Annotated in this window: 21 protein-coding genes and 1 tRNA gene; 11 read left to right on the plus strand and 11 right to left on the minus strand. The window is 68.1% G+C overall.

Annotated elements, in window-relative coordinates; all coding sequences use genetic code 11:
* Positions 1-80: 80 nt before the first annotated feature.
* Together Q333_RS0111455 and Q333_RS0111460 are read left to right on the plus strand one after the other, a co-directional pair.
* Entirely contained in the window at positions 81-2,930 is a 2,850-nt protein-coding gene (locus Q333_RS0111455; RefSeq protein WP_029417086.1) for a M16 family metallopeptidase, read from the plus strand.
* 88 nt (positions 2,931-3,018) lie between these two features.
* Positions 3,019-3,093: transfer RNA gene (locus Q333_RS0111460), tRNA-Gly, on the plus strand.
* Positions 3,094-3,264: 171 nt separating this feature from the next.
* On the opposite strand, the gene Q333_RS0111465 is transcribed toward Q333_RS0111460, so the two are convergent.
* Complete coding sequence (locus Q333_RS0111465) at positions 3,265-4,332, minus strand: phytase (protein WP_029417087.1); 1,068 nt, start codon at positions 4,330-4,332, stop codon at positions 3,265-3,267.
* A 241-nt stretch (positions 4,333-4,573) separates the two neighbouring features.
* Between Q333_RS0111465 and Q333_RS0111470 the strand changes: the two genes are divergently transcribed.
* The 6 genes from Q333_RS0111470 (at position 4,574) to rplS (ending at position 12,126) form a co-directional block, all read left to right on the plus strand.
* Positions 4,574-6,835: a TonB-dependent receptor plug domain-containing protein gene (locus Q333_RS0111470; RefSeq protein ID WP_211249712.1), complete on the plus strand. Its 2,262-nt coding sequence runs from the start codon at positions 4,574-4,576 to the stop codon at positions 6,833-6,835.
* Between the two features lie 202 nt (positions 6,836-7,037).
* Positions 7,038-8,831 carry a sensor histidine kinase gene (locus tag Q333_RS0111480; protein WP_029417091.1) on the plus strand — a complete coding sequence of 598 codons (1,794 nt, stop codon included), beginning with the start codon at positions 7,038-7,040 and terminating at the stop codon, positions 8,829-8,831.
* Positions 8,832-8,913: 82 nt separating this feature from the next.
* Positions 8,914-10,275 carry an NAD(P)/FAD-dependent oxidoreductase gene (locus tag Q333_RS0111485; protein WP_051651306.1) on the plus strand — a complete coding sequence of 454 codons (1,362 nt, stop codon included), beginning with the start codon at positions 8,914-8,916 and terminating at the stop codon, positions 10,273-10,275.
* Between the two features lie 102 nt (positions 10,276-10,377).
* On the plus strand, positions 10,378-10,710 hold the full coding sequence (trxA, locus tag Q333_RS0111490) for a thioredoxin (protein WP_029417095.1): 333 nt from the start codon (positions 10,378-10,380) through the stop codon (positions 10,708-10,710).
* 256 nt (positions 10,711-10,966) lie between these two features.
* On the plus strand, positions 10,967-11,692 hold the full coding sequence (gene trmD, locus Q333_RS0111495) for a tRNA (guanosine(37)-N1)-methyltransferase TrmD (protein WP_029417097.1): 726 nt from the start codon (positions 10,967-10,969) through the stop codon (positions 11,690-11,692).
* 2 nt (positions 11,693-11,694) lie between these two features.
* Positions 11,695-12,126, plus strand: coding sequence for a 50S ribosomal protein L19 (gene rplS / locus Q333_RS0111500; RefSeq protein WP_029417098.1), 432 nt, complete (start codon positions 11,695-11,697; stop codon positions 12,124-12,126).
* A 56-nt stretch (positions 12,127-12,182) separates the two neighbouring features.
* On the opposite strand, the gene Q333_RS0111505 is transcribed toward rplS, so the two are convergent.
* From Q333_RS0111505 to Q333_RS0111525, 5 genes are all read right to left on the minus strand, one after another.
* Complete coding sequence (locus Q333_RS0111505) at positions 12,183-12,887, minus strand: LamG domain-containing protein (protein WP_029417100.1); 705 nt, start codon at positions 12,885-12,887, stop codon at positions 12,183-12,185.
* Positions 12,884-14,551: a pectate lyase gene (locus tag Q333_RS0111510; RefSeq protein WP_035294291.1), complete on the minus strand. Its 1,668-nt coding sequence runs from the start codon at positions 14,549-14,551 to the stop codon at positions 12,884-12,886. Before Q333_RS0111510 ends, Q333_RS0111505 begins: the two co-directional genes overlap by 4 nt.
* A 93-nt stretch (positions 14,552-14,644) precedes the next feature.
* Positions 14,645-16,075, minus strand: coding sequence for an ATP-binding protein (locus tag Q333_RS0111515; RefSeq protein ID WP_084176048.1), 1,431 nt, complete (start codon positions 16,073-16,075; stop codon positions 14,645-14,647).
* Positions 16,072-16,752, minus strand: coding sequence for a response regulator transcription factor (locus Q333_RS0111520; RefSeq protein WP_029417106.1), 681 nt, complete (start codon positions 16,750-16,752; stop codon positions 16,072-16,074). Before Q333_RS0111520 ends, Q333_RS0111515 begins: the two co-directional genes overlap by 4 nt.
* A 19-nt stretch (positions 16,753-16,771) precedes the next feature.
* Complete coding sequence (locus Q333_RS0111525) at positions 16,772-17,107, minus strand: PepSY domain-containing protein (protein WP_029417107.1); 336 nt, start codon at positions 17,105-17,107, stop codon at positions 16,772-16,774.
* Positions 17,108-17,315: 208 nt separating this feature from the next.
* Between Q333_RS0111525 and Q333_RS0111535 the strand changes: the two genes are divergently transcribed.
* On the plus strand, positions 17,316-17,675 hold the full coding sequence (locus Q333_RS0111535; protein WP_029417110.1) for a hypothetical protein: 360 nt from the start codon (positions 17,316-17,318) through the stop codon (positions 17,673-17,675).
* Positions 17,676-17,778: 103 nt separating this feature from the next.
* Here the strand turns inward: Q333_RS0111535 and Q333_RS0111540 are convergent, their stop codons facing one another.
* On the minus strand, positions 17,779-18,594 hold the full coding sequence (locus Q333_RS0111540) for a PhzF family phenazine biosynthesis protein (RefSeq protein WP_029417111.1): 816 nt from the start codon (positions 18,592-18,594) through the stop codon (positions 17,779-17,781).
* A gap of 142 nt (positions 18,595-18,736) precedes the next feature.
* On the opposite strand from Q333_RS0111540, the gene Q333_RS17840 reads away from it, so the two are divergent.
* Together Q333_RS17840 and Q333_RS17845 are read left to right on the plus strand one after the other, a co-directional pair.
* Complete coding sequence (locus tag Q333_RS17840) at positions 18,737-19,066, plus strand: hypothetical protein (RefSeq protein ID WP_211249713.1); 330 nt, start codon at positions 18,737-18,739, stop codon at positions 19,064-19,066.
* Positions 19,045-19,527: a DegT/DnrJ/EryC1/StrS family aminotransferase gene (locus Q333_RS17845; RefSeq protein WP_051651285.1), complete on the plus strand. Its 483-nt coding sequence runs from the start codon at positions 19,045-19,047 to the stop codon at positions 19,525-19,527. Before Q333_RS17840 ends, Q333_RS17845 begins: the two co-directional genes overlap by 22 nt.
* Here the strand turns inward: Q333_RS17845 and Q333_RS0111550 are convergent.
* The 4 genes from Q333_RS0111550 to Q333_RS0111565 form a co-directional block, all read right to left on the minus strand.
* Entirely contained in the window at positions 19,524-20,063 is a 540-nt protein-coding gene (locus Q333_RS0111550; protein WP_029417113.1) for a DUF4199 domain-containing protein, read from the minus strand. The two genes, Q333_RS17845 and Q333_RS0111550, sit on opposite strands and share 4 nt — an antisense overlap.
* Positions 20,064-20,152: 89 nt before the next feature.
* A complete protein-coding gene (locus Q333_RS0111555) occupies positions 20,153-20,563 on the minus strand; it encodes a response regulator transcription factor (protein ID WP_029417114.1) in 411 nt (136 codons plus the stop codon).
* A gap of 8 nt (positions 20,564-20,571) precedes the next feature.
* Positions 20,572-21,243, minus strand: coding sequence for a carboxypeptidase-like regulatory domain-containing protein (locus Q333_RS0111560; protein WP_157072450.1), 672 nt, complete (start codon positions 21,241-21,243; stop codon positions 20,572-20,574).
* Between the two features lie 13 nt (positions 21,244-21,256).
* Positions 21,257-22,231, minus strand: a complete 975-nt coding sequence (locus tag Q333_RS0111565) for an ABC transporter ATP-binding protein (RefSeq protein ID WP_029417116.1) — start codon at positions 22,229-22,231, stop codon at positions 21,257-21,259.
* Positions 22,232-22,249: the final 18 nt, after the last annotated feature.

Genomic DNA, 22,249 nt, shown 5'->3' on the forward strand with positions numbered 1-22,249 from the left:
ACATTACCGGCCCGTAAGGTGCGCGACCGGCGATTGCCCGATACGGTCCCCGCACCTGTTCTCTGGAGCCCGCTGGACCCATGAAGTCGCGCCTGAAGTCGGCCGTCGCCGCGCTTGCCCTGATCACCGCGCTCGGGGCCCCGGCCCTGGCCATCCCCGCCGTCGCCGTGGCGCAGGAGGCCTCGGCCTCGATCGCCGTGCCGCCGCTCGGCTTCGTCAAGCGCACCCTGCCCAATGGCATGGACGTCTACACCTCGCGTGACACGACGACCTCCAACGTCACCATCCAGGTCTGGTACCGCGTCGGCTCCAAGGACGACCCGGAGGGCCGGTCCGGCTTCGCCCACCTGTTCGAACACCTGATGTTCAAGGCGACCAAGGACTTCCCCGACGAGACCTTCGACCGCCTGACCGAGGACGTGGGGGGCAACAACAACGCCTTCACGTCGGACGACGTCACCGGCTACTTCCAGACGGTTCCCGCCAACCACCTGGAGCGCCTGATCTTCGCCGAGGCCAGCCGCCTGTCGTCGCTGGTCGTCAACGAGGCCGTGTTCGAGAGCGAGCGCGACGTGGTCAAGGAAGAGTACCGCCAGGGCGTGCTGGCCCAGCCCTATGGCCGCCTGTTCAGCGTCTTCATGCCGGCGACCATCTATCAGGAGCACCCCTATCGCCGGACCACCATCGGCTCGATCGAGGATCTGGACGCCGCGACGCTTGAGGACGTGCTGCGCTTCCACGCCACCTACTATCGGCCCGACAACGCCATCCTGATGGTGGCCGGCAACTTCGATCAGGCCCAGCTGGACGGCTGGATCGACCAGTATCTGGCCCCCGTCCCCAACCCCGACCGGCCCCTGCCCGAGAACGATGTGCGCGAGCCCGAGCCGACCGGCCCGCGCGAGGCGACCTTCTATGCGCCGAACGTGCCGCTGCCGGCCGTGGTTCTGGCCTGGCCGACGGTTCCTTACGCCCACCCCGACCGTGTTGCCCTGACCGTGCTCGACGGCATCCTGTCGACGGGCGAGAGCTCGCGCATGTACCGCTCCCTCGTCTATGAACAGCAGATCGCGGCTCAGGCCTCGTCCAGCCCCGACTTCTCGCAACAGGCCGGGGCCCTGTCGGCCTACGCCATCATGGCCGGGGGCGAGACGCCCGAGACCGGCATCGCCGCCATCCGCGCCGAGATCGCCCGCCTGCGCGACGAACCCGTCACCGCCGCCGAACTGGCCGAGGCCAAGAACGAGCTGGTGGCCGACGCCCTTCGCGGACGCGAGACCATTGAGGACCGCACCCAGACCCTGGGCTTCGTGCTGATCAACACCAATGATGCCTCGGTCGCCGACCGCCAGATCGCCGACATCCAGGCCGTCACGGCCGAGGACATCCAGCGCGTGGCCCGCCGCTACCTGACCGACGACCGGACCATCACCATCCGCTATCTGAACGCGGACGAGCAGAACCCGCCGACGCCCCAGAACACCGACGTCACCGCCCCGGTGACCGTCGCCGACCTCGCCCCGGTCGGCCAGGTCTTCACTTTGTTGCCGGAAGCCGAGCGCGCGTCTCTGCCCGAACCCACCGAGCCGGTCTCGCCGACCACGCCGCCGGTCGCGGACTTCCGCCTCGACAATGGCCTGCGCGTGCTGGTGGTCGAGAAGGAAGGCCTGCCGCTGGTCTCCGCCCGCCTGAACTTTGACGCTGGCGCGGCTCATGAGGCGCCAGGCAAGGCCGGGCTGGCGAACATGACCGCCGCCCTGCTGACGCAAGGCACGACGACCCGCACCGCGCCCCAGATCGCGACCGAGATCGAGCAGCTTGGCGCTTCGATCGGCGCGGGCGCAGGCTCCGACTTCGCCAACGTCTATGCCAACGCCCCGGCCGACGTCTTCCCGCGCGCGGTCGAGTTGATGGCCGATCTGGTCCGCAATCCGACCTTCGCGGAAGAAGAGCTGGAGCGTCAGCGCGACCAGGCGCTGGACGGCCTGCGGGTCGCCCTGTCCACGCCTGGCCCGGTCGCGGCCCAGGCCGCCGGTCGCGTGATCTATGGCGAAGCCCCCTATGGCGCGCCCGGCGGCGGCACCCTGACCAGCCTGCCCGCCCTGACCCGGGACGACGTCGCCAACTTCCATCGCCAGCGTTACCGTCCGATCGACGCCACCCTGGTTTTCTCCGGCGCCATCGACGAGGCGGAGGCACGCAGGCTGGCCGAGGCCGCCTTTGGTGACTGGACCAGCCCCTCGGCCGTGGGCGCTGCCGTCGATCCGTCCGGCCCGGCGCTGCCGCCCCGCGTCGTCGTCATCGACCAGCCCGGGGCCGGTCAGGCGGCCGTGACGGTCGCTCTGCGGGGCGTGTCGCGCACCGACGCCGACTACTTCCCGCTGACGCTCGGCAACACCCTGCTGGGCGGCAGCTTCACCTCGCGGCTGAACCAAGAGATCCGGATCAAGCGCGGCCTCAGCTACGGCACCCGGTCTTCGCTGGGCGTTCGCGCCGACGAGGGCCTGTTCACCGCCAGCGCCCAGACCCGCAACGACGCGGCCGCCGAGGTCGCGGGCCTGATCCTGGCCGAGATCGAGCGGCTGTCGACCACCCAGCCGACCGAGCAGGAGATGACCACGCGTCGCGCCATCCTGACCGGCGCCTTCGGCAGCTCGCTCGAGACGGTCGACGGCCTGGGCACGCTGGTGGCCAACCTCGCCCTCTACGACCTGCCGATGAGCGATCTGGCCGCCTATGTCGGCAACGTCGAGGCGATCAGCGCCGCCGATGTGCAGTCGGCCTTCGCCGAACACCTGCCTGTCGACCGGGCCAGCCTGGTGATCGTCGGCGACGCCGCACAGTTCATCGACGCCATCCGGGCCCAGTACCCGCAGGTCGAGGTCATCCCCCTGACCAGCCTGAACCTCGACCGGGCGGCGCTGCAGTAGGGCCGAACGGCGGAATCGGCGGGAGACGCATTTTTCGACTTGCGAGCCTCTCCCGCCCTCCGCTATAGGCCCCGCTCTCGACTGAGACGCGGGCGTAGCTCAGGGGTAGAGCATCACCTTGCCAAGGTGAGGGTCGGGCGTTCGAATCGCCTCGCCCGCTCCAGTCAGAGATCAAGAAAGCCCGGCGGTGACGCCGGGTTTTTCTGTTTCCGCTCATGGACGCGGCCAGATTGCCAAGGTGAGGGTCGGGCGTTCGATCAGCCATCGCCCGCTCCAGTCAGAGATCAAAAAAGGCCCGGCGGCGACGTCGGGCTTTTCTGTTTTCCGGCCCGGCTCACAGACCGAGCGCCGCCTTGACGTCGCGCCAGTCGATGTATTTGAAGTTCTGGGGCGCGCCGGGGTTCACGTCGTCCTGAACGACGACCAATCCTTCCGGATAGGGGCCGACGGCTCCCCCCATCGCGTCGATGCCATCCGTGCCGGTGACTTGGTCCACGGCGCCGTCGTGCACGGCGAAACGACCCACCCATTCCGTTGCGCCCCGACCGCCAAGCCGCCAGACGCCGAAGCCGGAATCGCCCTGGCTGGACGCGATCAGATACCGCGAGCCGGACGCGATGTCGGAGATGATGGTCACGCCCTCGACGTCGGCCCGAAGGCGGCCCTCGTTCGCGGGCTCGACAAGCGTACGCTCCGCCCCTCGTGCGGGATCCAGGCTATAGCGCCAAAGCCCGACCAGTTCCTCGCTGATGAACAGGGTCCGATTGGTCACGTCCAAGGTGCAGCCTTCGGAGATCGACCCCACGGCGAAGCGGCGCACCTCGGTCGCGCTTGGGGCGCCGGCGGCGTCCACCGCCAGGGTGAAGTGGCGGACCTGGCCATCCTTGCCGATCAGCACAGCGTTGGGCACGCCCTCGACGTCGCGCATGCAGAAGCCATAAGGCTCGACCAGGTCCGAGGCGATGTGGCCCCAGTACTCGAACTGCCCTGCGCCGTTCATGTCGAAGCGATAGAGGGCGATGCCTTCTCGTCCCGGCGTGCGATCGCTGGCCCCGAGGATCGCATAGGGCCTGCCGCCGATGTCGAGAGAGCCGTAGTCCACATTGTTCAGAAGACCGTCCGGCAGGAACTGCAGCACCGCTCCATCCAGCCCGTAGATATAGAGACCTGCTTTTTTGTCCGTGCCCGCCACGAACCCGTCGATCCGCTGGCCGCCGAAGAGGAAGGGGCGAGACGCGGTCCAGATGACCGGGTCGTCGGCGGCGTCTTCATTGGCGGTCCCGACGGCGACGGTCTCGGCCGTGGCGCGGACTACGGCGCCGGGGCCGGGTCGGTCCAGGGTGGCGCAGGCCCCCGCCGACAGGGCGGCTCCGGCGATGAGAAGCGCGCGATCGAAACGCATGGAAGACCCCCGTCTGGCGAAGCAACGGGCGGCGCAGACCATGCGCGGAAGGCCCCGTCAACCCGGCCGACATTGGCCTCCAGACAGGATTCTGCCGTGTTCGGAACGGTTGTTACACGGTGTTCGTCGGACCGACTTTGCGGCTTCACTGGATCGTCGCGGTCGCGTCGCCGGGCCAGCGTAGCAGCACCTCCCAGAACCGGCGGCCGGGGGGTCGACCGGGCCATCGGGGATGCCACAAATGAAACTCGCTCTTCTCGCCGGAGCTGCCGTCGCGCCGCTCCTGTTCGCCCAGCCGGTGCTGGCCCAGTCGACCCAGGACGCCCCGACCACGGCGCTGGAAGAAGTTATCGTCACCGGCCGTCCGGTGCTGCGCAATCGCACCGACGACACCGTGCCGACCCTGTCCTACGACCTGGAATACTTCCAGCGGTTCGAGCCGCTGACGGTCGGCGACGCCCTCAAGCGCGTACCCTCTGTCACCTTCCTGTCAGACGTTTTGGAATCCGATGGCGTGCGCCTGCGCGGCATCGACCCGGCCTACACCCAGATCCTGATCGACGGCGAGCGGGTGCCGGGCGCGGGCTTCGACCGCTCCTTCTTCGTCGACCGCATCCCCGCCGAGCTGATCGAGCGGGTCGAGGTGGTCCGTTCGTCCTCGGCGAACCGCTCCGGCGACGCCCTAGCCGGCGCCATCAACATCGTGCTGCGCGACGCCTATACGCTGGATGGCGGCTACGTCCGTCTGGGGGCCATCCGCTTCCCGGGCAACCAGTGGGGCGAAACCTTCGGCGCCGTCTATGGCGGCCCGGTCGGCCCGGGCCGTCTCCTGATCGGCGCCAGCATCCAGGACCGCATCAATCCCAAGGACAAGTTCAGCACCCGTCTGGACCGCCCGGGTGGCGCCATCGACAACGTCGAGGTGCAGACCGACGTCCGCGACGGCACAGACTACTCCTTCAACGCCGCCTATTCGGTCGATGTGGCCGGCGGGACCCTGGACCTGTCAGGCCTGTTCGTGCGCACCGACCGGGTGCAGCTGGAAGACTCCATCGAGTACCGCGGCGGTCGCCAATCCAACGCCGACCTACTGACCATCAACGAGAACGACCTCGACATCCAGACCGACAACTGGTCGTTGCGCGCCGACTATGAGCGAGAGTGGTCGCTGGGCGAGACCGAAATCAAACTGGGCTACGCCGTCATCACCGACGAGCAGTTCGAGTTCGAGAACGAGGCCGAGTATCTGCGCGACGCCATCCCCTTCCCCGAAGAGGACCGCTTCACCGCCGACCAGACCTTCACCGACATCGAGGACGCGGAGGTCTCGGCCGCCATCGAGCACGAGATGGACCTGTCCGACAGCCTGGAGCTCGAGTTCGGCGTCCAGTACGTCGGCAAGGAGCGCGAGATCGATATCGCCGAGTCGCCGCGCGTGCGCTTCACCATCCCCAACGCTCCGGCCCCGCGCCCGGCCCAGCCGCCCTTCGGTCCGGCCGCGGCGATCCCCGGCGGTCTGTCGACCATCGAGGAAACCCGCATCGACCCCTTCGTCATGCTGTCGGGCGAGACCGGCAATCTGACCTGGGAAGCGGGCCTGCGCTACGAGAACACCGAGACGACGATCGAGGACCAGACGGCCCCGGCCGCCCTGCGCACCATCGACAATGACTACGGCCTGCTGCTGCCCTCGGCCTCGGCCCGGCTGCAGCTGACCGAGCGCGACCGTCTGATCGTCTCGGCCGCCCGCACGGTGCGCCGACCGAACTTCGACCAGCTGTCGCCGGCGACGCTGGAAGAAGAGCGCGGCGACAGCGATTTCCGCGGCAATCCGAACCTGGAGCCGGAAACGGCCTGGGGCTTCGACATCGGTGTCGAGCGCCAGCTGGGCGATCGCGGGATCGTCGGCCTGAACGTCTTCTATCGCGACGTCACCGACCTGATCGAGGACGTGAACACCGGCGTTGTCGGGTCGGCCGGCGCAGGCACCTTCATCTACACCGTCGACAACGTCGGCGACGGCGAGGTCTATGGCGTGGAGTTCGACCTGTCGACGCCGCTGGACTTCATCGGCTTCGACACCACCGGCGTCTTCCTGAACGCCTCGTGGCTGGACTCCAACGTCGAGGACTTCCTGGGCGAGCGTCGCTTCAACGATCAGTCCGACTATGTCGTGAACTTCGGCTTCACCCACGACATCCCGACCTGGCAGGCGGCCTTCGGCGCGACCTACCGGAAGCAGGGCGAGGCCTTCGGTCGCGTCCTCGCCGAGGAGGTCACCACCCGCTACGGCGCGGACCTGGAAATCTTCGTCGAGAAGCAGCTGTGGTCCAACACGGTTATCCGCTTCACCGGCTCCAACCTGCTGGATTCGGCCAAGGAAGAAGACTTCAACAAGTTCGCCGACCTGGGTGACCAGATCAGCCGCTCGTTCGACGAGTATGAGCTGGAACGCGAGACCGCCGGGCCGGTCTATCAGGTGGTCATGCGCGTCGCCTTCTGATCCGTGCAATGTCCTGAAACGGGAAGGGCCGGGCGGCGACGTCCGGCCCTTTTTTCTTGAGGACAACCGGCTCGCGCGATTGCGACTGGACCGGCGCGGCCGCCCCCTCTAACCGCCGTTGTGCGACGATCTCGGCACCGCCTTTGCTGGGTCGACGCGAGGCGCCCCCGGTGCGGCGCCATTTCGGGATGAGTGCTGTTCGATGTTCATGGAAGGCGAAGTCAACTGGGTTCTGGTTCTGGGGCTGACGGCCGCCGTCACCAGCGTGGTCGCCATCCTTTCGCTGATCTTCGCCTGGACCAATCGCGCCCGCCATGTCTCGACCGCCGACGAACTGTCCGCTGTCGCCCGCGCGCGTCAGGACGCCGAGACCCGCCTTTACGAGACGCTCAACGCCATTCCCGTGGCGCTGGTCCAGACCGATCGCGGCGGCAAGTTCATCTTCGCCAACCGGGCCGCGCACCAGCTGCTGGGGCGCAAGGACAACGAACTCATTGGCCTGCGTTTCCACTCAGCCACCTGGGGCATCACCTATCCGGACGGTCGCCCCGTTCCGCCCGACTTGCTGCCCAGCGCGCGGGCGCTCCGCGGCCAGACGGTCAAGGGCTTCCAGCACATCCTCGCCAACCCGGCGACGCGTCGGAAGATGCTGGTGTCGGTCACCGCCATGCCGGTCGAGGACGCCATGGGCCAGGTCATTGGCTCGACCGCCGCCATCGTGGAGACCGAGGGCCTGACCACGCCCGGGGTCACAGGCCCGGAACCCGCACCCCCGCCGCCCGATCCGAACGAAACCACCCGCCGCGTGTTCGAGGCGGCGTCCAGCGCCCTGGTCGTCGTTGAGCCTAACGGCGTGATCAAGGAGGCCAACCGAACGGCCCTGGCGCACTTTGGCCGGGGCCCGGACGTCGTCCGCCTGGATTTCGCCGATCAGTTCCTGGCTGAGGACGAACGGGTCGAGGGCCGCCAGACCCTGCGCGCCGCCGCCGCCGGGGCCAAAGGGGCCGAGGGCCTTCTGTCCAGCCTGGGCGGACCGCGCGGTTTCGCGTGGCGCATTCTGCCTCTGCCCGGCCCCGGCGGCGTGATCGACGCGCTTCTGCTGGCCGGCGAGCCTGTGCCCGAGCCGGTCGAGATAGAAGTGGAGCCGGAGCCCGAGGCGGTCGGTCCGACGCCTGAGGAGATCGCCTCCGAAATCGAAGCCGCCCGCCTCGCGGCCGCCGAACGCCAGGCGACCCTGCTCGCCGAGCGCGATGCGGCGCTCGCCGCCGCCCAGGCCGCCCGCGACGAGGCCCGCCGTGCGCTGGAGCGCGACGAAGGGGCCCAGCGGCTGGAGAGCGTCGGTCGTCTGACCGGCGGCGTGGCCCAGGACTTCAACGCCCTTCTGACCGTCATGACGGGCGCGCTCGACATGCTGCTGAAATCCGCCGACGACCCCGCCCGCGTGCGACGTCTGGGCGAGGCGGCGCTGGCCGCCGGTCAGAGGGGCGAGGCCCTGACGCGGCGTCTGGCGGCCTTCTCCCAGGGCGAGGCGGCCGAGGCGCGGGATCTGGACGCCGGCATCCTTCTTCGCGCCATGGAGACGCGGCTGCGCGCCCTGGCCGGACCCGGTATCGACCTGATGATCGAGGCCCCACAGGCCGAGGCCCCGGTTCGTATCGATCCTGTCGGTTTCGAAGGCGCGGTCACGGCGCTGGTTCGCAACGCCGTGGAGGCCGTCGCCGGCTCGGGAGCCGTGGCTGTACGCATGGAGCCCATGGACGACTCGATCCGCCTGACGGTGCGCGACACCGGCCCCGGGATCGACGAGCCGACCGCCGCCCGCGCTCTCGAGCCCTTTTTCACCACCCGCCCCGGACAGGCGGGCCTCGGGTTGGCCCAGGCCCACGCCTTCGCGCGTCTGTCCAACGGCGAGCTGAGCCTGACCGGACAGCCGGGGGAGGGGGCAGAGGCCACCCTGACCCTGCCGCGGGCGGCGAGCGGGCTCGCCGCCGCCTGAAGCGGACCCGCCGGCGCCGCCAGTGGGTGACTTCCGGCTCGCGCCGTGATCCTCTCCCCACGCGGGAGGCTGACGATTGACCATGCAGACGACGAGCGGCTTGGCCGGCAAGGCCGCGTCCGGCCCTCCGAAGAGCCGCAAGACTCAAATCGTGGTGGTCGGCGGCGGGGCGGGCGGTCTGGGCCTCGCCGCCAAGCTGGGCCGCACCTTCGGGCGCAAAAGCTTCGACATCATCCTGGTCGACCGTAATCCGACTCATATCTGGAAGCCGCTCCTGCACGAGGTGGCGGCCGGCTCCCTGGACGCCAATCTCGACGAGGTCGGCTATCGCGGACACGCCTTCCGCTGGCGCTACCGCTTCTTCGACGGGTCGCTGGACGGCATCGACCGCCACACCCGCCACATCCACATCGCCCCCATCCATGACGAGACGGGGCGGGAGATCATCGCCGGTCATCGCATCCGCTACGACTATCTGGTGCTGGCTGTCGGCTCGGTTTCCAACGACTTCGGCACGCCGGGCGCGCGCGAGCACGCCCTGTTCCTGGACGACCGCACCCAGGCCGACCGCTTCCGCAAGATGCTGCTGAACCAGTGCCTGCGGGTCTCGCGGGCCATGATGGCCGATCCGGGCTCTGACGCCCGGGTCCGGGTCGTCATCGTCGGCGGCGGCGCGACCGGGGTGGAACTGGCGGCCGAGCTGTTCAACGCCGCCCAGGGCCTGGCCTACTACGGGCTGGAGGTGTTCGACGACAGCCGCCTGTCGGTCACCCTGGTCGAGGCCGGTCCGCGCATCCTGCCCGCCCTACCCGAACGCCTGTCCCAGGCCGCCAGGGATGAGCTGGAGGCCATCGGCGTGCGCGTCATCACCGGCAGCAAGGTGACCGAGGTCACGCCTGATGGCGTCATGACGGCGGGCGGAGAGTTCATCCCGGCCGACCTGCGCGTCTGGGCCTCGGGCGTGAAGGGGCCGGACTTCCTCGCCGACATCGGCGGGCTGGAGACGACGCCGTCCAACCAGCTGCTGGTGCGCGAAACGCTGCAGACGACGCGCGACGACCGCATCTTCGCCATCGGCGACTGCGCCCGCTATGTGCCGTCCGGCAGCAACCGCCCCATCCCGCCCCGCGCCCAGGCGGCGCACCAGATGGCCTCGACGGCGTTCCATAACCTCAAGGCGCTGATCCGAGGCGGCCCGCTGAAGCCCTTCGTCTACCGGGACCAGGGCTCGCTGGTGTCCCTGTCGCGCTATTCGACGGTCGGCAGCCTGATGGGCAATCTGGTCGGCGGCCGCATGGCGGTGGAGGGACGGCTGGCGCGGCTGATCTATATTTCGCTCTACCGCCTGCACATCCTGACCATCCACGGCTGGATCAAGGGGATGGCCCTTATCGCCCTCGGCCACGTCAACCAGGTGATCCGGCCCAGGCTGAAGCTGCATTGACCACGGGCTGCTCGGCTGGGCGACGTTGATTTCCCCCGCCATCCGCCCCACATCCCTCCACCGAACGACACCGGGCCGGTGCGCCCGACAGGAGAACCCCTCATGGCCACGCTCAAGGTCACCGACGACAGCTTCGACGCCGACGTGCTGAAAGCCTCCACCCCCGTGCTGGTGGATTTCTGGGCGGAGTGGTGCGGGCCGTGCAAGCAGATCGGACCGGCGCTGGAGCAGATCTCCGACGAGCTGGCCGGCGCCGTGACCATCGCCAAGGTCAACATCGACGACAGCCCCCTCACCCCCTCCAAGCTGGGCGTGAAGGGCATCCCAACCCTGATGCTGTTCAAGGACGGCCAGATGGCGTCGCTCAAGGTCGGCGCCATGCCCAAGGGCAAGATCCTCGAATGGCTGGCCGAAAGCGGCATTCAGGCGGGGTGACGCGTCTCCTCCCTGTCGCGCAGCTATGGGGAGGTGCCAGCGAGCTCTTCGCGAGCTGACGGAGGGGTTCTGCTGCCGTGAAGAACCCCTCCGTCTCTTCGCTTCGCTCCGAGCCACCGCCCCATTCGCCGAAGGCGAACGGGGAGGAGACGCCCCGTCCCCACGTCAGGCCCGCCTGACCGTTTGGACTGTCTGGACTGGTTAGACGCCTTACACTCCGTACACTCCTTAGACGCCGTTTCCCGGCCCGGCCCCCATGCCCTTCACCGCCACCGTCCTGACCATGTTCCCGGAGGCCTTTCCCGGGCCGCTGGGGGTCTCCCTGATCGGGACGGCGTGGCGCGAGAAGGGGCTGTGGAGCCTGGAAACCCTTGACATCCGGGGCTTCAGCGAGGATAGGCGCGGCTTCCTGGACGACACCCCCGCGGGTGGCGGTCCGGGAGCTGTGCTTAAGGCGGACGTGGTGGCCCGGGCTCTCGACAGCCTGACGGGCCCGCCCCGGCCGCTTTTGTACATGAGCGCGCGAGGTCGGCCCCTGACCCAGGCGCGTGTCAAGGAATGGGCTCAGGCGGACGGCGTCGTCGTCCTCTGTGGCCGGTTCGAGGGGGTGGACCAGCGGGTGCTCGACGCCCGGGGGTTCGAGGAGGTCAGCGTCGGAGACGCGGTTCTCGCCGGGGGCGAGGCGGCGGCGATGGTGGTGATCGAGGCGTGCGTACGACTGATCCCCGGCGTTCTGGGCCAGGCCGAAAGCCTGAATTCCGAGAGCTTCGAGGACGGTCTTCTGGAGCATCCGCAGTACACGCGACCGCGGACGTTCGAGGGGATCGACATCCCGGAGGTCCTCCTGTCCGGCGACCACAAGCGAGTGGCGGCCTGGCGGGCGGAACAAAGGGAACTCACCACGCGGGAGCGACGGCCGGACCTCTGGGCGGCGCATCTCGCCAACTCACAAGCAAGGGGCGGCAAAGCCCGAGGAGAATAGACATGGCGAACATCCTTCAGACCCTGGAGGCCGAAGAGCGCGCCCGCCTGGTCGAAAAGCGCGCGATCCCCGACTTCCAGCCCGGCGACACGCTGCGGGTGATGGTCAAGATCAAGGAAGGCGAGCGCGAACGCATCCAGGCCTTCGAGGGCGTCTGCATCGCCCGCGCCGGCGGCGGCGTGAACGAGAACTTCACGGTGCGCAAGATTTCGTTCGGCGAAGGCGTGGAACGGGTCTTCCCGATCCTGTCGCCGAACATCGACTCCATCGAGGTCAAGCGTCGCGGCGTCGTCCGTCGCGCCAAGCTGTATTACCTGCGCGATCGTCGCGGCAAGTCGGCCCGCATCGCCGAGCGCCAGTCGGTCCGCCCCGCCAAGGGCGTGGTCGTTCCCGAGACCGGCAAGGCCGAAGTCCCGGCGGCCGACGAGGCGTAAGCCTTTCGCCCCGCGCGACGTGAACAGGGCTCCGGCGGTGACGCCGGGGCCTTTTTCTATTCCGGCCGGACGCCTGTGAACTGGTCCGGGCGCAGGTAGCGGCGGGTGAAGCGGGCCTCTGCGATGGCCCCGTTGAAATAGCTTACGCGGTTGATCCGTGTGCCGACCGATGCCCGCCCCGCCCCCTGCGCCGTGAAGGCGATTGCCGCCTCGCCCTGGAGCTGGCCATTCACAAAGGAACGATACGTCGTCCCGTCATAGGTCTGGGCCACATGGTGCCAGCGGCCCAGCGGATGCAGCCTGTCCGGAAACAGCAGGGCCTGGTTGTAGGTCGGCCCCTTCACGAACGTATCCAGCGCCCACTGGTCGCCATAAACGCGGATCTCGAACAGGACCCGCGTCCCGATCGGCGTCGCGCCCGGCGGCACGACCTCGTCGGATTGGAGATGCAGCCAGCGCTGCTCGAACGCCCCGCCGTCCGGCCGGAAGATGGCCTCCAGGGTGAAGGTCTCGGCGCCCGCCAGAGGATGAGCCCCGATGAACAGGGCATCGTCCACGCCGTCGAAGCGCAGGGCACCGGGCAGGCCTGCCGGTCCCTCGATCCGCTCCGGCGAGCCCTCGATCGTCAGGGGCGCGGTGATGCTGTCCAGATCGCCAAAGCGCCAGACTGTCTGATCGACGCGTTTGTCCCCCAGCGTGGCGCAACCTACCAACGGCGTCGCCGCCAGCCCGCCCAGAACGGCCCGTCGATCCGGCCTCATCCGGCCTGGCCTTCCAGCGCCTCGATCAGGTCGCCCATGTTTCGGACGAAGCTCTCGGTCGAAACGCCTTCCACCGGATAGTCCGTGTTCCACGGCGAGGTGTCATGCAGGTCGCCGACCCGGGTGATCCGATACTCCCCGCCCGTTGGCGTGGCAGGGCCGGGACCAATGTAGGGGTTCGACGTCGCTGTCAGCGGGGTGGGCCAATAGCCGCGCGCGTTCAGCGCCGCGATCAACTCGGCGGCCCGCCCGGCGGCAGGTGGACGCGGCCTGCGCCCGGCCGTGTCCATGTCCTGCCACGAGACGTCGCGCAGGGTGAAATAGCGCGGCAGGCTCTTGGTCCCCGGTCGCGCCAGCAGGGGCGATCCCGCCGAAACCTCCTCGGGTGTCTGGGCCCCCAGCGTCGCATACTGCTCGCGCAGCCCGCCGACGTTCAGGGTCCGGAACGATCCATAATGGACGAGCGTGTCGTTGGGGTTCCGGTCCGCGTAGTATTCGCCGTTGACGACGTTGGATCCCCGCCGGTGGATGTACCAGGGCTGGTTCGTGCCCGGTTCGATGAAGGTCGGGTGCGTGCGGCCGTTCAGCCGCAGCTCGGGCGGCAGGGCGACGGAATCGAGCCAGTCCAGCGCCTCCGGCACGCGCGCGATGTACTTCCGGTCGCCGGTCAGGCGGTAGAAGTTCAGCAGCTGCTGGACATTGTTGGCCGTGGTGTGGGTTGTCAGGGCCTCGGGCTCATAGGTCCGCGCCGGGGCCGGCCGCAGCGTGTCGGGGAAATGTTGCAGGCCCCATCCGGCCTGGGGCGCAGGCTGTTGGGTCGCCAGGAAGATGTCCATGCCGCGCCGGATCGCCGACAGGGTGCGCGCCCTTGTCAGGCCGCGTCCCTCAGGCCCCCTCGCGAGCCGGTCGCCCATCGTTTGGAGCACGAAGATCAGGAACTCCAAGTTCTCGCCCGCCACGTCGTCGTTGAACGTAATCAGGCGGGTGTAGTCGGCGTGGCCGTGCACTCCGCCGTTCTCGATGAAGGGGAAGCGCTGGGGCCAGCCCCCGCTCTCGTACTGGCTGTCCAGCACGAACCGCACGGCGCGCTGCAGGGGCGCGATGTAGGCGTGCTCGCCCTCAAGCACGAGCCGCAGCATCAGCTGCGCCGCCTCTGATGTGCCCGCGTCATCGAAGGTGGCGTTGCCGTAGTAGCGGTGGAATTCCTCCATCCGCCAGGCGTTCTGGCCGTAGGTCGCATACCATTGGCGAAGGCTGTCCTCGCCCGCCGTGTCGATGACGTAGTTCCATCCGCCTGCCGGATGCTGGCCTCGGACCAGGGCGTCGGCAGCGGATTTGGCGGCGTCCAGGAACTGGCGGTCACCTGTGGCGTGAAAGGCGTCGAGGAAGGCGTGACCCATGGTGCCGGTACCCGGCGGCTGGACCCAGATCATGGTCGGCGCGGCCTCAAGCTCACCCCAGCGGCGCGAGAAATCCGGCGGATAGGTCCAGACATATCCGCCCTGAACCGCCGCCTCGTCGGTCATGAAGGTGGTGGCCCGCTTCATGGTCGACAGGATCGCCTCGCGGTCGGCGGAACCGGTCGTCTGGCCCAGGGCGGGCGTGGCGAGCGCGGCGGCGGCAGAGGCCAGAAGGGTACGGCGGTTCAGGCGGATGGCGCTCATGGAGCCCTCGTCGGCAAGGCGTTTCCAGACGGTTCTGACGACCGCGTTCGGATTCAGACTACAGCATTGACACCGGTTTCCAAGATCGAGTCGTCACTCTGCCGCCGGAAGCTCCAGCACCGCTTTCAGCCCGCCGAGATCACTGGCGCCGAGCGTCAGCCGTCCGCCGTAGGCCCGGGTCAGATCATCCACGATCGACAGGCCGAGCCCGGATCCCGGCGCGTCCTCGTCCAGCCGGGTGCCTCGCTTCAGCACCGCCGCGCGCTGGTCCTCCGGAAGGCCCGGCCCGTCGTCCTCGACCACGGCGATCATCTGACCCAGACCGCTGGCCCCTGCCGAGACCCGTACCCGGCGGGTCGACCACTTGCAGGCGTTCTCCATCAGATTGCCGAGGATCTCCTGCAGGTCCTGCCGTTCGCCGAGGAAGGCTAGGTCGTCGGGCGCGCGCCAGTCGATCTCGACGTCCTTGGACTGAAAGACCCGTTCCAGCATCACCGCCATCTCGTCGATGACCTCCCCGACAGGCGTGCGCTCGCCCAGGCCGTGGGCGGCGCGGGCGGCCGCGCGGGCCCGGCGCAGGTGGTGGTCGACCTGACCCTTCATGACTTCGGTCTGCCTGCGGACGATCTCCGCCAGAGGATCGATCTTGCCCTCGGCCTCGGCCAGCATGACCGAGAGGGGCGTCTTCAGCGCGTGTGCCAGATTACCGACGTGGGTCCGCTGGCGCTCGACGACCTCCTGATTGTGATCCAGCAGCCGATTGACCTGTTCGGCCAGCGGCTGGATCTCCAGCGGATAGGCGTGCTCGATCCGCGCGGCCCGGCCCTTTCGGACGTTGGCGATCTCGTTCCGGAGCGCGAACAGGGGACGCAGGCCGATCTGCACCTGCAGGAAGACGGCGATGACTAGGCCCACCCCAAGCGCCAGAAGCGCGATCCAGACGTAGGCGGCGAACTCGCGCGTATCTGCCTCGATGTCGGAGCGGTCGATCCCGGCCATGAAAACCACGGGCTCCGTTCGGCCAGGCAAGGTCTTGAGGCTGGCGGCGATCCGCAGCGGCTGCCGCTGTGGCGGGCGCAGAATGCCCGGGTCGTTGTAGGTCAGGAGATCGCCCATCGAGGCCTGCAGCCGGGCGGGCAGCTCCGGCGCGATGTAGAGGGTCTCGCCGGCCAGCGAGGGCGAGCGCGCCAGCACGCGCACCGCGCCGTCGGGCAGGACCTCGGCGACCATCCAGTATTTGCCCGACAGACCGCGCAGGGTGGGCGCGTCGCGAATCTCGGCGACCGTGACGCCGTCCGGCGTGGCGACGGTGGCGATCACCACCTCGTCGATGGTGTCGCTCAGCATGTCGCCCAGGCGGCGAAAGGCGCTTTCCTGATATTGGGTCGTCAGGATCCAGCCGGTGGCGGCCAACGCCACGACGATCCACGCCGAGGCCAGCCAGATCAGGCGCCGCGTCAGGCTGCGGCCCGGCCGTCCGATGAACCGGCCCCAGCCCGCGCCCGCCGCCGTCTCGTCGGTCACGCCGCCTCAGTCTCGCCGGCCAGAGGCGTCAGGCGATAGCCCAGGCCCCGAACCGTCTCGATCCGGTCGGCCCCGACCTTCTTGCGAAGGCGGCCGATGAAGACCTCGATGGTGTTGGAATCCCGGTCGAAGTCCTGGTCGTAGAGGTGCTCGACCAGCTCGGTCCGGCTGATGACCCGGCCCTGATGCATCATCATGTAGTGGAGTAGCCGATATTCCAGCGAGGTCAGCCGCAGGGGCTCGCCATTGACTGTCGCTCTGGCCGCCTTCGGATCGAGCCTCAGACCACCGCACGACAGGGTCGCCACGGCGATGCCGGCCGAACGGCGCAGCAGGGCCCGCAGACGCGCCAGCAGCTCCTCGGTGTGAAAAGGCTTGGTCAGGTAGTCGTCGGCGCCGGCGTCGAAGCCCGACACCTTGTCGGACCAGGCGCCGCGCGCGGTCAGGATCAGCACCGGCGTGGTCTTTCCGTCGCGCCGCCAGCGTTCCAGCACCGACACCCCGTCGATCTTGGGCAGGCCGAGGTCCAGCACCACGACGTCGTAGGGCTCGGTGTCGCCGAGGAAGTGGGCCTCCTCCCCGTCGGCGGCGTGATCGACGGCGTAACCGGCATCGGACAGCGCGCCCTTCAGCTGGCGCGACAGGTCGGCGTCATCCTCGACCAGCAGAACCCGCATGTTTCGTCCTTCCCGGTTCTCAGCCGCCGCGCGCGTCGACGGCGATGTCGATGATCTGCCCGTCGCGCTCGAAACGGAAGACATAGGTCGTGCCACGCAGACCCAGCGAGCCGACAAACCGGGCGCCACCCGCGCGGCGCTGGGCGATCGACAGGGCCTGGGCCTCGCTCATCAGCCGAGGGCCGTCCTGGTCGCGGTCATTCCCGCCGCGACGATCGCGGTCTTGACCAAGGCCGACAACGGCCGAGGCACCTAGCCCGAACACGTCGGTCGTAACGCGCGCCTGAGCCTGCGCCGTGCTCAGGGGAGCGGCGGCGATCAGGGCGGCGAGGGCGAGGGCGGTGGCGCGAGACATGAGGGTCTTATAGGCGAAGCGGCCGTGAACAGCGGCTGAACGTCATCCTTAGAGAGGTTTAACCCCGCTGGGAATCCGCCTCGCGGAACAGGAGTCCGTCGATGAACGCCACCTGAAACGGCGTGTTCAGGTCGGGCTCAGTCGGGATGCGCTCTTCTGGGGTCAACGCAGCCGATCCGGTTGCGGAGTAATGCACAGGAGTGATCCGATGAGGAAGCTGCTTATCCCCGCCATCGCCATAGCCACGGCCTCCGCCGCCGCCCTTCCCGCGGCTGCCCAAGTCTCTGGCCCCCGCGCCCACGTCCAGGCCAATGGCTACTGGCAGCCCATCAACGTCCGCCAGGCCAATCTGGACCGTCGTATCGACATCGGCTTGAGGAATGGTCAGCTCAGCCGTCGCGAGGCGAGCCGCCTGCGTGGCGACTTCAACAGCCTGCTGCGGCTGGAGGCCGGCTATCGCCGGGGCGGCCTGACCGCGTGGGAACGCGCCGACCTCGACCGCCGCTTCGACCGCCTGTCGGCCCAGATTCGCGTCGAGCGCCGCGATCGCGACCACCGCCGCTGGTGATTTCATGAGCTTCGGGCGGCCATGACACAGCCCTCCCAGCCGGCCGTCCGCGAGAGGGGCGCGATCCACGAGGGTCGCGCCCTTTCTCATCCGGCCGGAAGGTTCAGGGAAAGACCCTGAGCCGGCTCTCCATCACCGTGACGGCCTGACCCCGGATGAGGACCCGCTCACCGGCAATTTCGGTTTCGAATCGAGCGCCGCGCCCTGGAAAGGCTTGCAAGAAGCGTATGGTCGGTCGGCCGAGCTTTTCCGCGAACAGGGGCGCCAGGCCGCAGCGGGCCGATCCTGTCGCCGGGTCTTCCTGAATCCCGCAGCCGGGTCCAAAGAAGCGATCGACCACATCGTGATCTTTGACGTCGTCGGCCAAGCCAGCGACCACGACCTGCCCTTGCTCCAAACAACCTTCACCAAATGGTAGAACCGCGCCCGGTTTGGGAGACAATCGACGCACGGTGTCGCCGTTCGGCATGACGGCGATCAGGTATCGGCTCGTCCAGACTTCAATCGGTACTGCCCCCAACGCTTCGGCCAGCCCCGGCGGCGGGTCAATGCGCAACAGCGGATCTACTGGAAACTCCATCTCATAGCCTTCGCCGGCCGGGCGGACAACGAGTGTCCCGGAAGCCGTGTTGAAGGTCAGCGACCTCGCGTGAGAACCGAGCTCCGACCAAAGCGCATGGGCTGCCGCCAAGGTCGCGTGTCCGCACAAAGTGACCTCCTGAGTTGGTGTGAACCAGCGGAGATCGAAACGATCCGCGTCCTCCGTGGCCCGCAGGTAGGCGGTCTCGGAGTGATTGTTTTCGGCGGCGAGGGACTGCATCCACCCTTCATCCGGCCATGCCAGCAGCGGCTCCAACACACTCGCAGGGTTTCCCGCGAATGGGGCGCTAGTGAAAGCATCTATTGTCCATTGGCGCATCGTCTTGGTTGTCGACCTCGAGAATCTTGACCGGATACGTCTTCGGGGTTTCACATATCGTTGATAGGCAGCCATCTGACTATCAGCATGGATAGGCTGGGGCCCGGGGGAGATGCAAAGAGGACTCAAGCTCGCCATCCATATGGTGCTGCCCCTGGCGGCGTATGTCGGGGCATACGCTTTCGTACTGTCGCCGCAGCTCTCATGGTGGATGGGGCTCGAAGCGCAGCCCGTATGGGTGGCTGGCCTGCTCTACGCGCTCATTGCGGCCGTGTTGGAAATAATCTTCCGCACGGAGCGCTCAAGCTGGCGGTACGTTTCCGTTCAGGATGCCTTCGCCCTCGTGCGCAGCACCTTTCTCACCATGGCGGCGTTCCTTGTTGTCGTCTTTGTCCTCGTCCGCGCCGTCGAAGGGTCTATGAGCGCGCGCATCCGCCGGGGCCCCGGCTGGTGCACGACACCTTCGGACTGAACGGTCGCATGATCGAGATGCAAGCTGCCGTCGGGCTGATCCAGCTGGAGCGCATGGCCGACTGGACCGCGCGGCGGACGACCCTGGCCGCTCGTCTGACGGAGGCCTTCGCAGACCACGACCTGTTCCGCCTGCCCAGTATCCCGAACGACCTGGTCCACGCCTGGTACCGCTTCTACGCCTTCGTGCGGCCGGAGCGACTAGCCCCCGGCTGGACGCGCGAGCGGATCATCGAGGCGATCGTCGCGAGCGGGGTGCCGTGCTTCCACGGCTCGGCTCCAGAGATCTATCTGGAGCGGGCCTTTGACGGCACGGCGTCGCGTCCCGCCCAGCGCCTGCCTGTGGCCAAGGCTCTGGGCGAGACTTCGATCGCCCTTCTTGTCCATCCGACCATTACGGACGATCAGATTGATCGGGCGGCCGAGGCCATCCATGCGGTGGCGCGCGAGGCCTCGGCCTAGGCTGCGCGCCGGGCAGGTAGGACGCGCGGGTTCCTCAACACCGCCGCCGTGATCAGCGACACCAGCACGCCGACCGGAAAGATCTCGATGAAGGTCACGGGCAGGCGATACAGCGGATTGGCATACTGGATCGCGAAGTACGCCATCTGGGCGCGCAGGGTGGCGATTTCCTCGACACTGGCCCCCGCCGCCTGTTTGTCCGCCACCAGGGTATCGGTGTATTCGGCGACGAAGCCATAGCCCGTCAGGGCCTGGGTCAGCTCCCAGGTCAGCACATACATCACGCCCGCCACAGCGCTGATGGCGAGGCCCATGCCGAGCGCAGGCCAGAACTTGATGACGCCGCCGCCGACCGTGTCCCTCTGTCGCTTAACGCCGAGGAACACCGCGGACAAGGCGATCAGCATGGTGGCGTAGCCGATCGCCATGGCGATGGGGACCGGTGGATGCTCCTCGAGCAAAAGGCCTTGCAGCAGCATGGGCACGCCGACGATGACGCCCGCGACGGCACCGTAGATCAGGATGGTTCTGAGCATGGGGGTCTCCTCCGTTTGCCCGACCATCAGGCGGCGGACGGCCGGTGCGAACAATCACCCGAACGGGGGATTTCGGCCAGTTCCTCCCGTCAGGGGATAAGGCCGAGCTCGCGCGCTTTCTGCACCGCCTCCGTGCGTCGCCGCGCGCCCAGCCTCTCGTACAGCCGCGCCAGGTGGGTTTTGACTGTCTCAGGCGAGATGCCGAGACGGCGCGCGATCTCCTTGTTGGACCGTCCTGCTGCGAGCTCGTGAAGCACGCCCAGTTCGCGCGGCGTCATGCCCAGCGCCGCCTGGGCCTGGGGGTTGCCATCGAACGGCAAAGGGTCGCGCACGAACAACGCCCTGCCGAGCCACAGCCCCAGGGCCAGGAACCCCGCCGCGATCAGGCCGATGTAGATCTCCGTCGTCCAGGCGCGCGCCAGCCGCTGATAGTCCAGCCACTGCAGGGCCGCCGCGCCGACGGCCAGCATGACTCCATAAAGGGCGACACGCTTCCACACGCGAAAACTCAGGGCGCTCTGGAGATGAGGGTCTCCAGTACCGTGGTCGCAGACCTGTACAGAGCGTAGGCGTCGCTCGCCTCCCGGCAAGTCTGAAAGCGCGAGAAGGGGAGGGTCCGGTTGAGATGATCCAGAACCGCCCGCGCCCGGTCTGCCGTTAGCCAGTCCGGAGGCGTGCTCGAATCCAGAGTTGAGACATGAGTGGCCACCCGAAGCGCATGGCGTTCCTCTGTTCCTCCGATGCAATCGGCCGTGAGGGCGTCAAACGGTGTTTCAGGCGCATCGGCCCCAAACATCAGGATCGGAATGTCATGGATCGCCGAGGCCGGGCGCCCAGCGTTGATGAAATCAACGCTGGCATACGCGTCGCCCAAACCGGGTGCGGAGGCCATCACGCTCGTCGTATCGCGGAAAACGCCACCGATCGGATAGGCGAGGATGATTCGCCCCTGCGTACTCCCCTCGAGGGCAAATCGCCCGTCCGCGCCGGTGATGACCGAGGCTGGCGCATCGAACCGGGGATATCGCACCTGTGCGCCCTCGACCGGACGTCCGGTCCGCGCATCGATCACGACGCCGCCCGCGTCTGGAGCAAGAACCTGGTCTCTATGGGTAATGCAGGCCGCCAGACCCAGGCAGAGCAGGACCGCTGTCGTCAGCCTCGCCATCAGGTTCCGCACCCGCCCAACTCCCCTAATCCTTCGTCGGATCCGCTGCCTTGGGGTCACCATACGTCAGGGCGACGAAGACGTCTTCCAAGTCGGGGTCTTCGGTCGTGATGTCGGCGATGGTCACGCCCGCGGCGCGCACGGCCGCCAGCACCTGTTCCACCGAGGACTGGCCCTTGCAATAGGTCACGGCGAAGGCACCGTTCGCGCGCGGCGAGACCTCGAACCCGGTCAGGGTTGGCGGGGCGACGACCTCGCCCTCCGGCGTGACGATGACGTTGCGCGTATCCAGCCGCCGCAGCAGCCGGGGCGTCGGTTCGCAGGCCACGACCTCGCCCCGGTTCATGATGGCGATGGTGTCACACAGCTCCTGCGCCTCCTCCAGATAGTGGGTGGTCAGCAGGATCGTGACGCCTTCGGCGTTGATGCGCCGGACGTAGTCCCAGAGCTGGCGGCGCAGCTCGACGTCCACGCCGGCCGTGGGCTCGTCCAGGATCAACACAGGCGGATTGTGCACCAGGGCCTTGGCCACCATCAGGCGGCGCTTCATTCCGCCCGATAGGGCGCGCACATAGGCGTTGGCCTTGTCCGACAGGCCGAGCGCGGCCAGCAGCTCATCCGAACGCCGCTCGTTCGCCGGCACGCCATAGAAGCCCGCCTGCACCTCCAGCGCCTCGCGCGGGGTGAAGAAGACGTCGGCCACGATCTCCTGCGGCACGACGCCGAGTGCCGCGCGGGCGTCGCGAGGTCGCTCGTCGATGTCGCGGCCCCAGATGGCGGCGTGGCCTGCGGTCTTGTTCACCACGCCAGCCAGAATGTTGATCAGCGTCGACTTTCCCGCGCCGTTGGGGCCGAGCAGGCCGAACATGGAGCCGCGCGGAATGGCCAGGTCGACGCCTTTCAGCGCGACCTTGGGCGGTGCCTTCTTCGATCCCGCGTAGGTCTTCTCCAGCCCGCGCACCTCGATGGCGTTGACGGGCAGGGCTTCGGCTTCGGTCATGCGGGCTTTCAGGCGGAT

The organism is Brevundimonas bacteroides DSM 4726 (genome assembly GCF_000701445.1).
GTDB classification, from domain to species: Bacteria; Pseudomonadota; Alphaproteobacteria; order Caulobacterales; family Caulobacteraceae; genus Brevundimonas; species Brevundimonas bacteroides.

What these genes read in the sequence shown, in the direction of transcription:
- Q333_RS0111535 (WP_029417110.1), top strand. Translation starts at nt 17,316, where the DNA reads ATGAGGAAGCTGCTTATCCCCGCCATCGCCATAGCCACGGCCTCCGCC.
- Q333_RS0111540 (WP_029417111.1), bottom strand. Translation starts at nt 18,594, where the DNA reads ATGCGCCAATGGACAATAGATGCTTTCACTAGCGCCCCATTCGCGGGA.
- Q333_RS17840 (WP_211249713.1), top strand. Translation starts at nt 18,737, where the DNA reads ATGGTGCTGCCCCTGGCGGCGTATGTCGGGGCATACGCTTTCGTACTG.
- Q333_RS0111550 (WP_029417113.1), bottom strand. Translation starts at nt 20,063, where the DNA reads ATGCTCAGAACCATCCTGATCTACGGTGCCGTCGCGGGCGTCATCGTC.
- trmD (WP_029417097.1), top strand. Translation starts at nt 10,967, where the DNA reads ATGCCCTTCACCGCCACCGTCCTGACCATGTTCCCGGAGGCCTTTCCC.
- Q333_RS0111480 (WP_029417091.1), top strand. Translation starts at nt 7,038, where the DNA reads ATGTTCATGGAAGGCGAAGTCAACTGGGTTCTGGTTCTGGGGCTGACG.
- Q333_RS0111455 (WP_029417086.1), top strand. Translation starts at nt 81, where the DNA reads ATGAAGTCGCGCCTGAAGTCGGCCGTCGCCGCGCTTGCCCTGATCACC.
- Q333_RS0111485 (WP_051651306.1), top strand. Translation starts at nt 8,914, where the DNA reads ATGCAGACGACGAGCGGCTTGGCCGGCAAGGCCGCGTCCGGCCCTCCG.
- Q333_RS0111470 (WP_211249712.1), top strand. Translation starts at nt 4,574, where the DNA reads ATGAAACTCGCTCTTCTCGCCGGAGCTGCCGTCGCGCCGCTCCTGTTC.
- Q333_RS0111520 (WP_029417106.1), bottom strand. Translation starts at nt 16,752, where the DNA reads ATGCGGGTTCTGCTGGTCGAGGATGACGCCGACCTGTCGCGCCAGCTG.
- Q333_RS0111525 (WP_029417107.1), bottom strand. Translation starts at nt 17,107, where the DNA reads ATGTCTCGCGCCACCGCCCTCGCCCTCGCCGCCCTGATCGCCGCCGCT.
- Q333_RS0111505 (WP_029417100.1), bottom strand. Translation starts at nt 12,887, where the DNA reads ATGAGGCCGGATCGACGGGCCGTTCTGGGCGGGCTGGCGGCGACGCCG.
- rplS (WP_029417098.1), top strand. Translation starts at nt 11,695, where the DNA reads ATGGCGAACATCCTTCAGACCCTGGAGGCCGAAGAGCGCGCCCGCCTG.
- Q333_RS0111510 (WP_035294291.1), bottom strand. Translation starts at nt 14,551, where the DNA reads ATGAGCGCCATCCGCCTGAACCGCCGTACCCTTCTGGCCTCTGCCGCC.
- Q333_RS0111565 (WP_029417116.1), bottom strand. Translation starts at nt 22,231, where the DNA reads ATGACCGAAGCCGAAGCCCTGCCCGTCAACGCCATCGAGGTGCGCGGG.
- Q333_RS0111465 (WP_029417087.1), bottom strand. Translation starts at nt 4,332, where the DNA reads ATGCGTTTCGATCGCGCGCTTCTCATCGCCGGAGCCGCCCTGTCGGCG.
- trxA (WP_029417095.1), top strand. Translation starts at nt 10,378, where the DNA reads ATGGCCACGCTCAAGGTCACCGACGACAGCTTCGACGCCGACGTGCTG.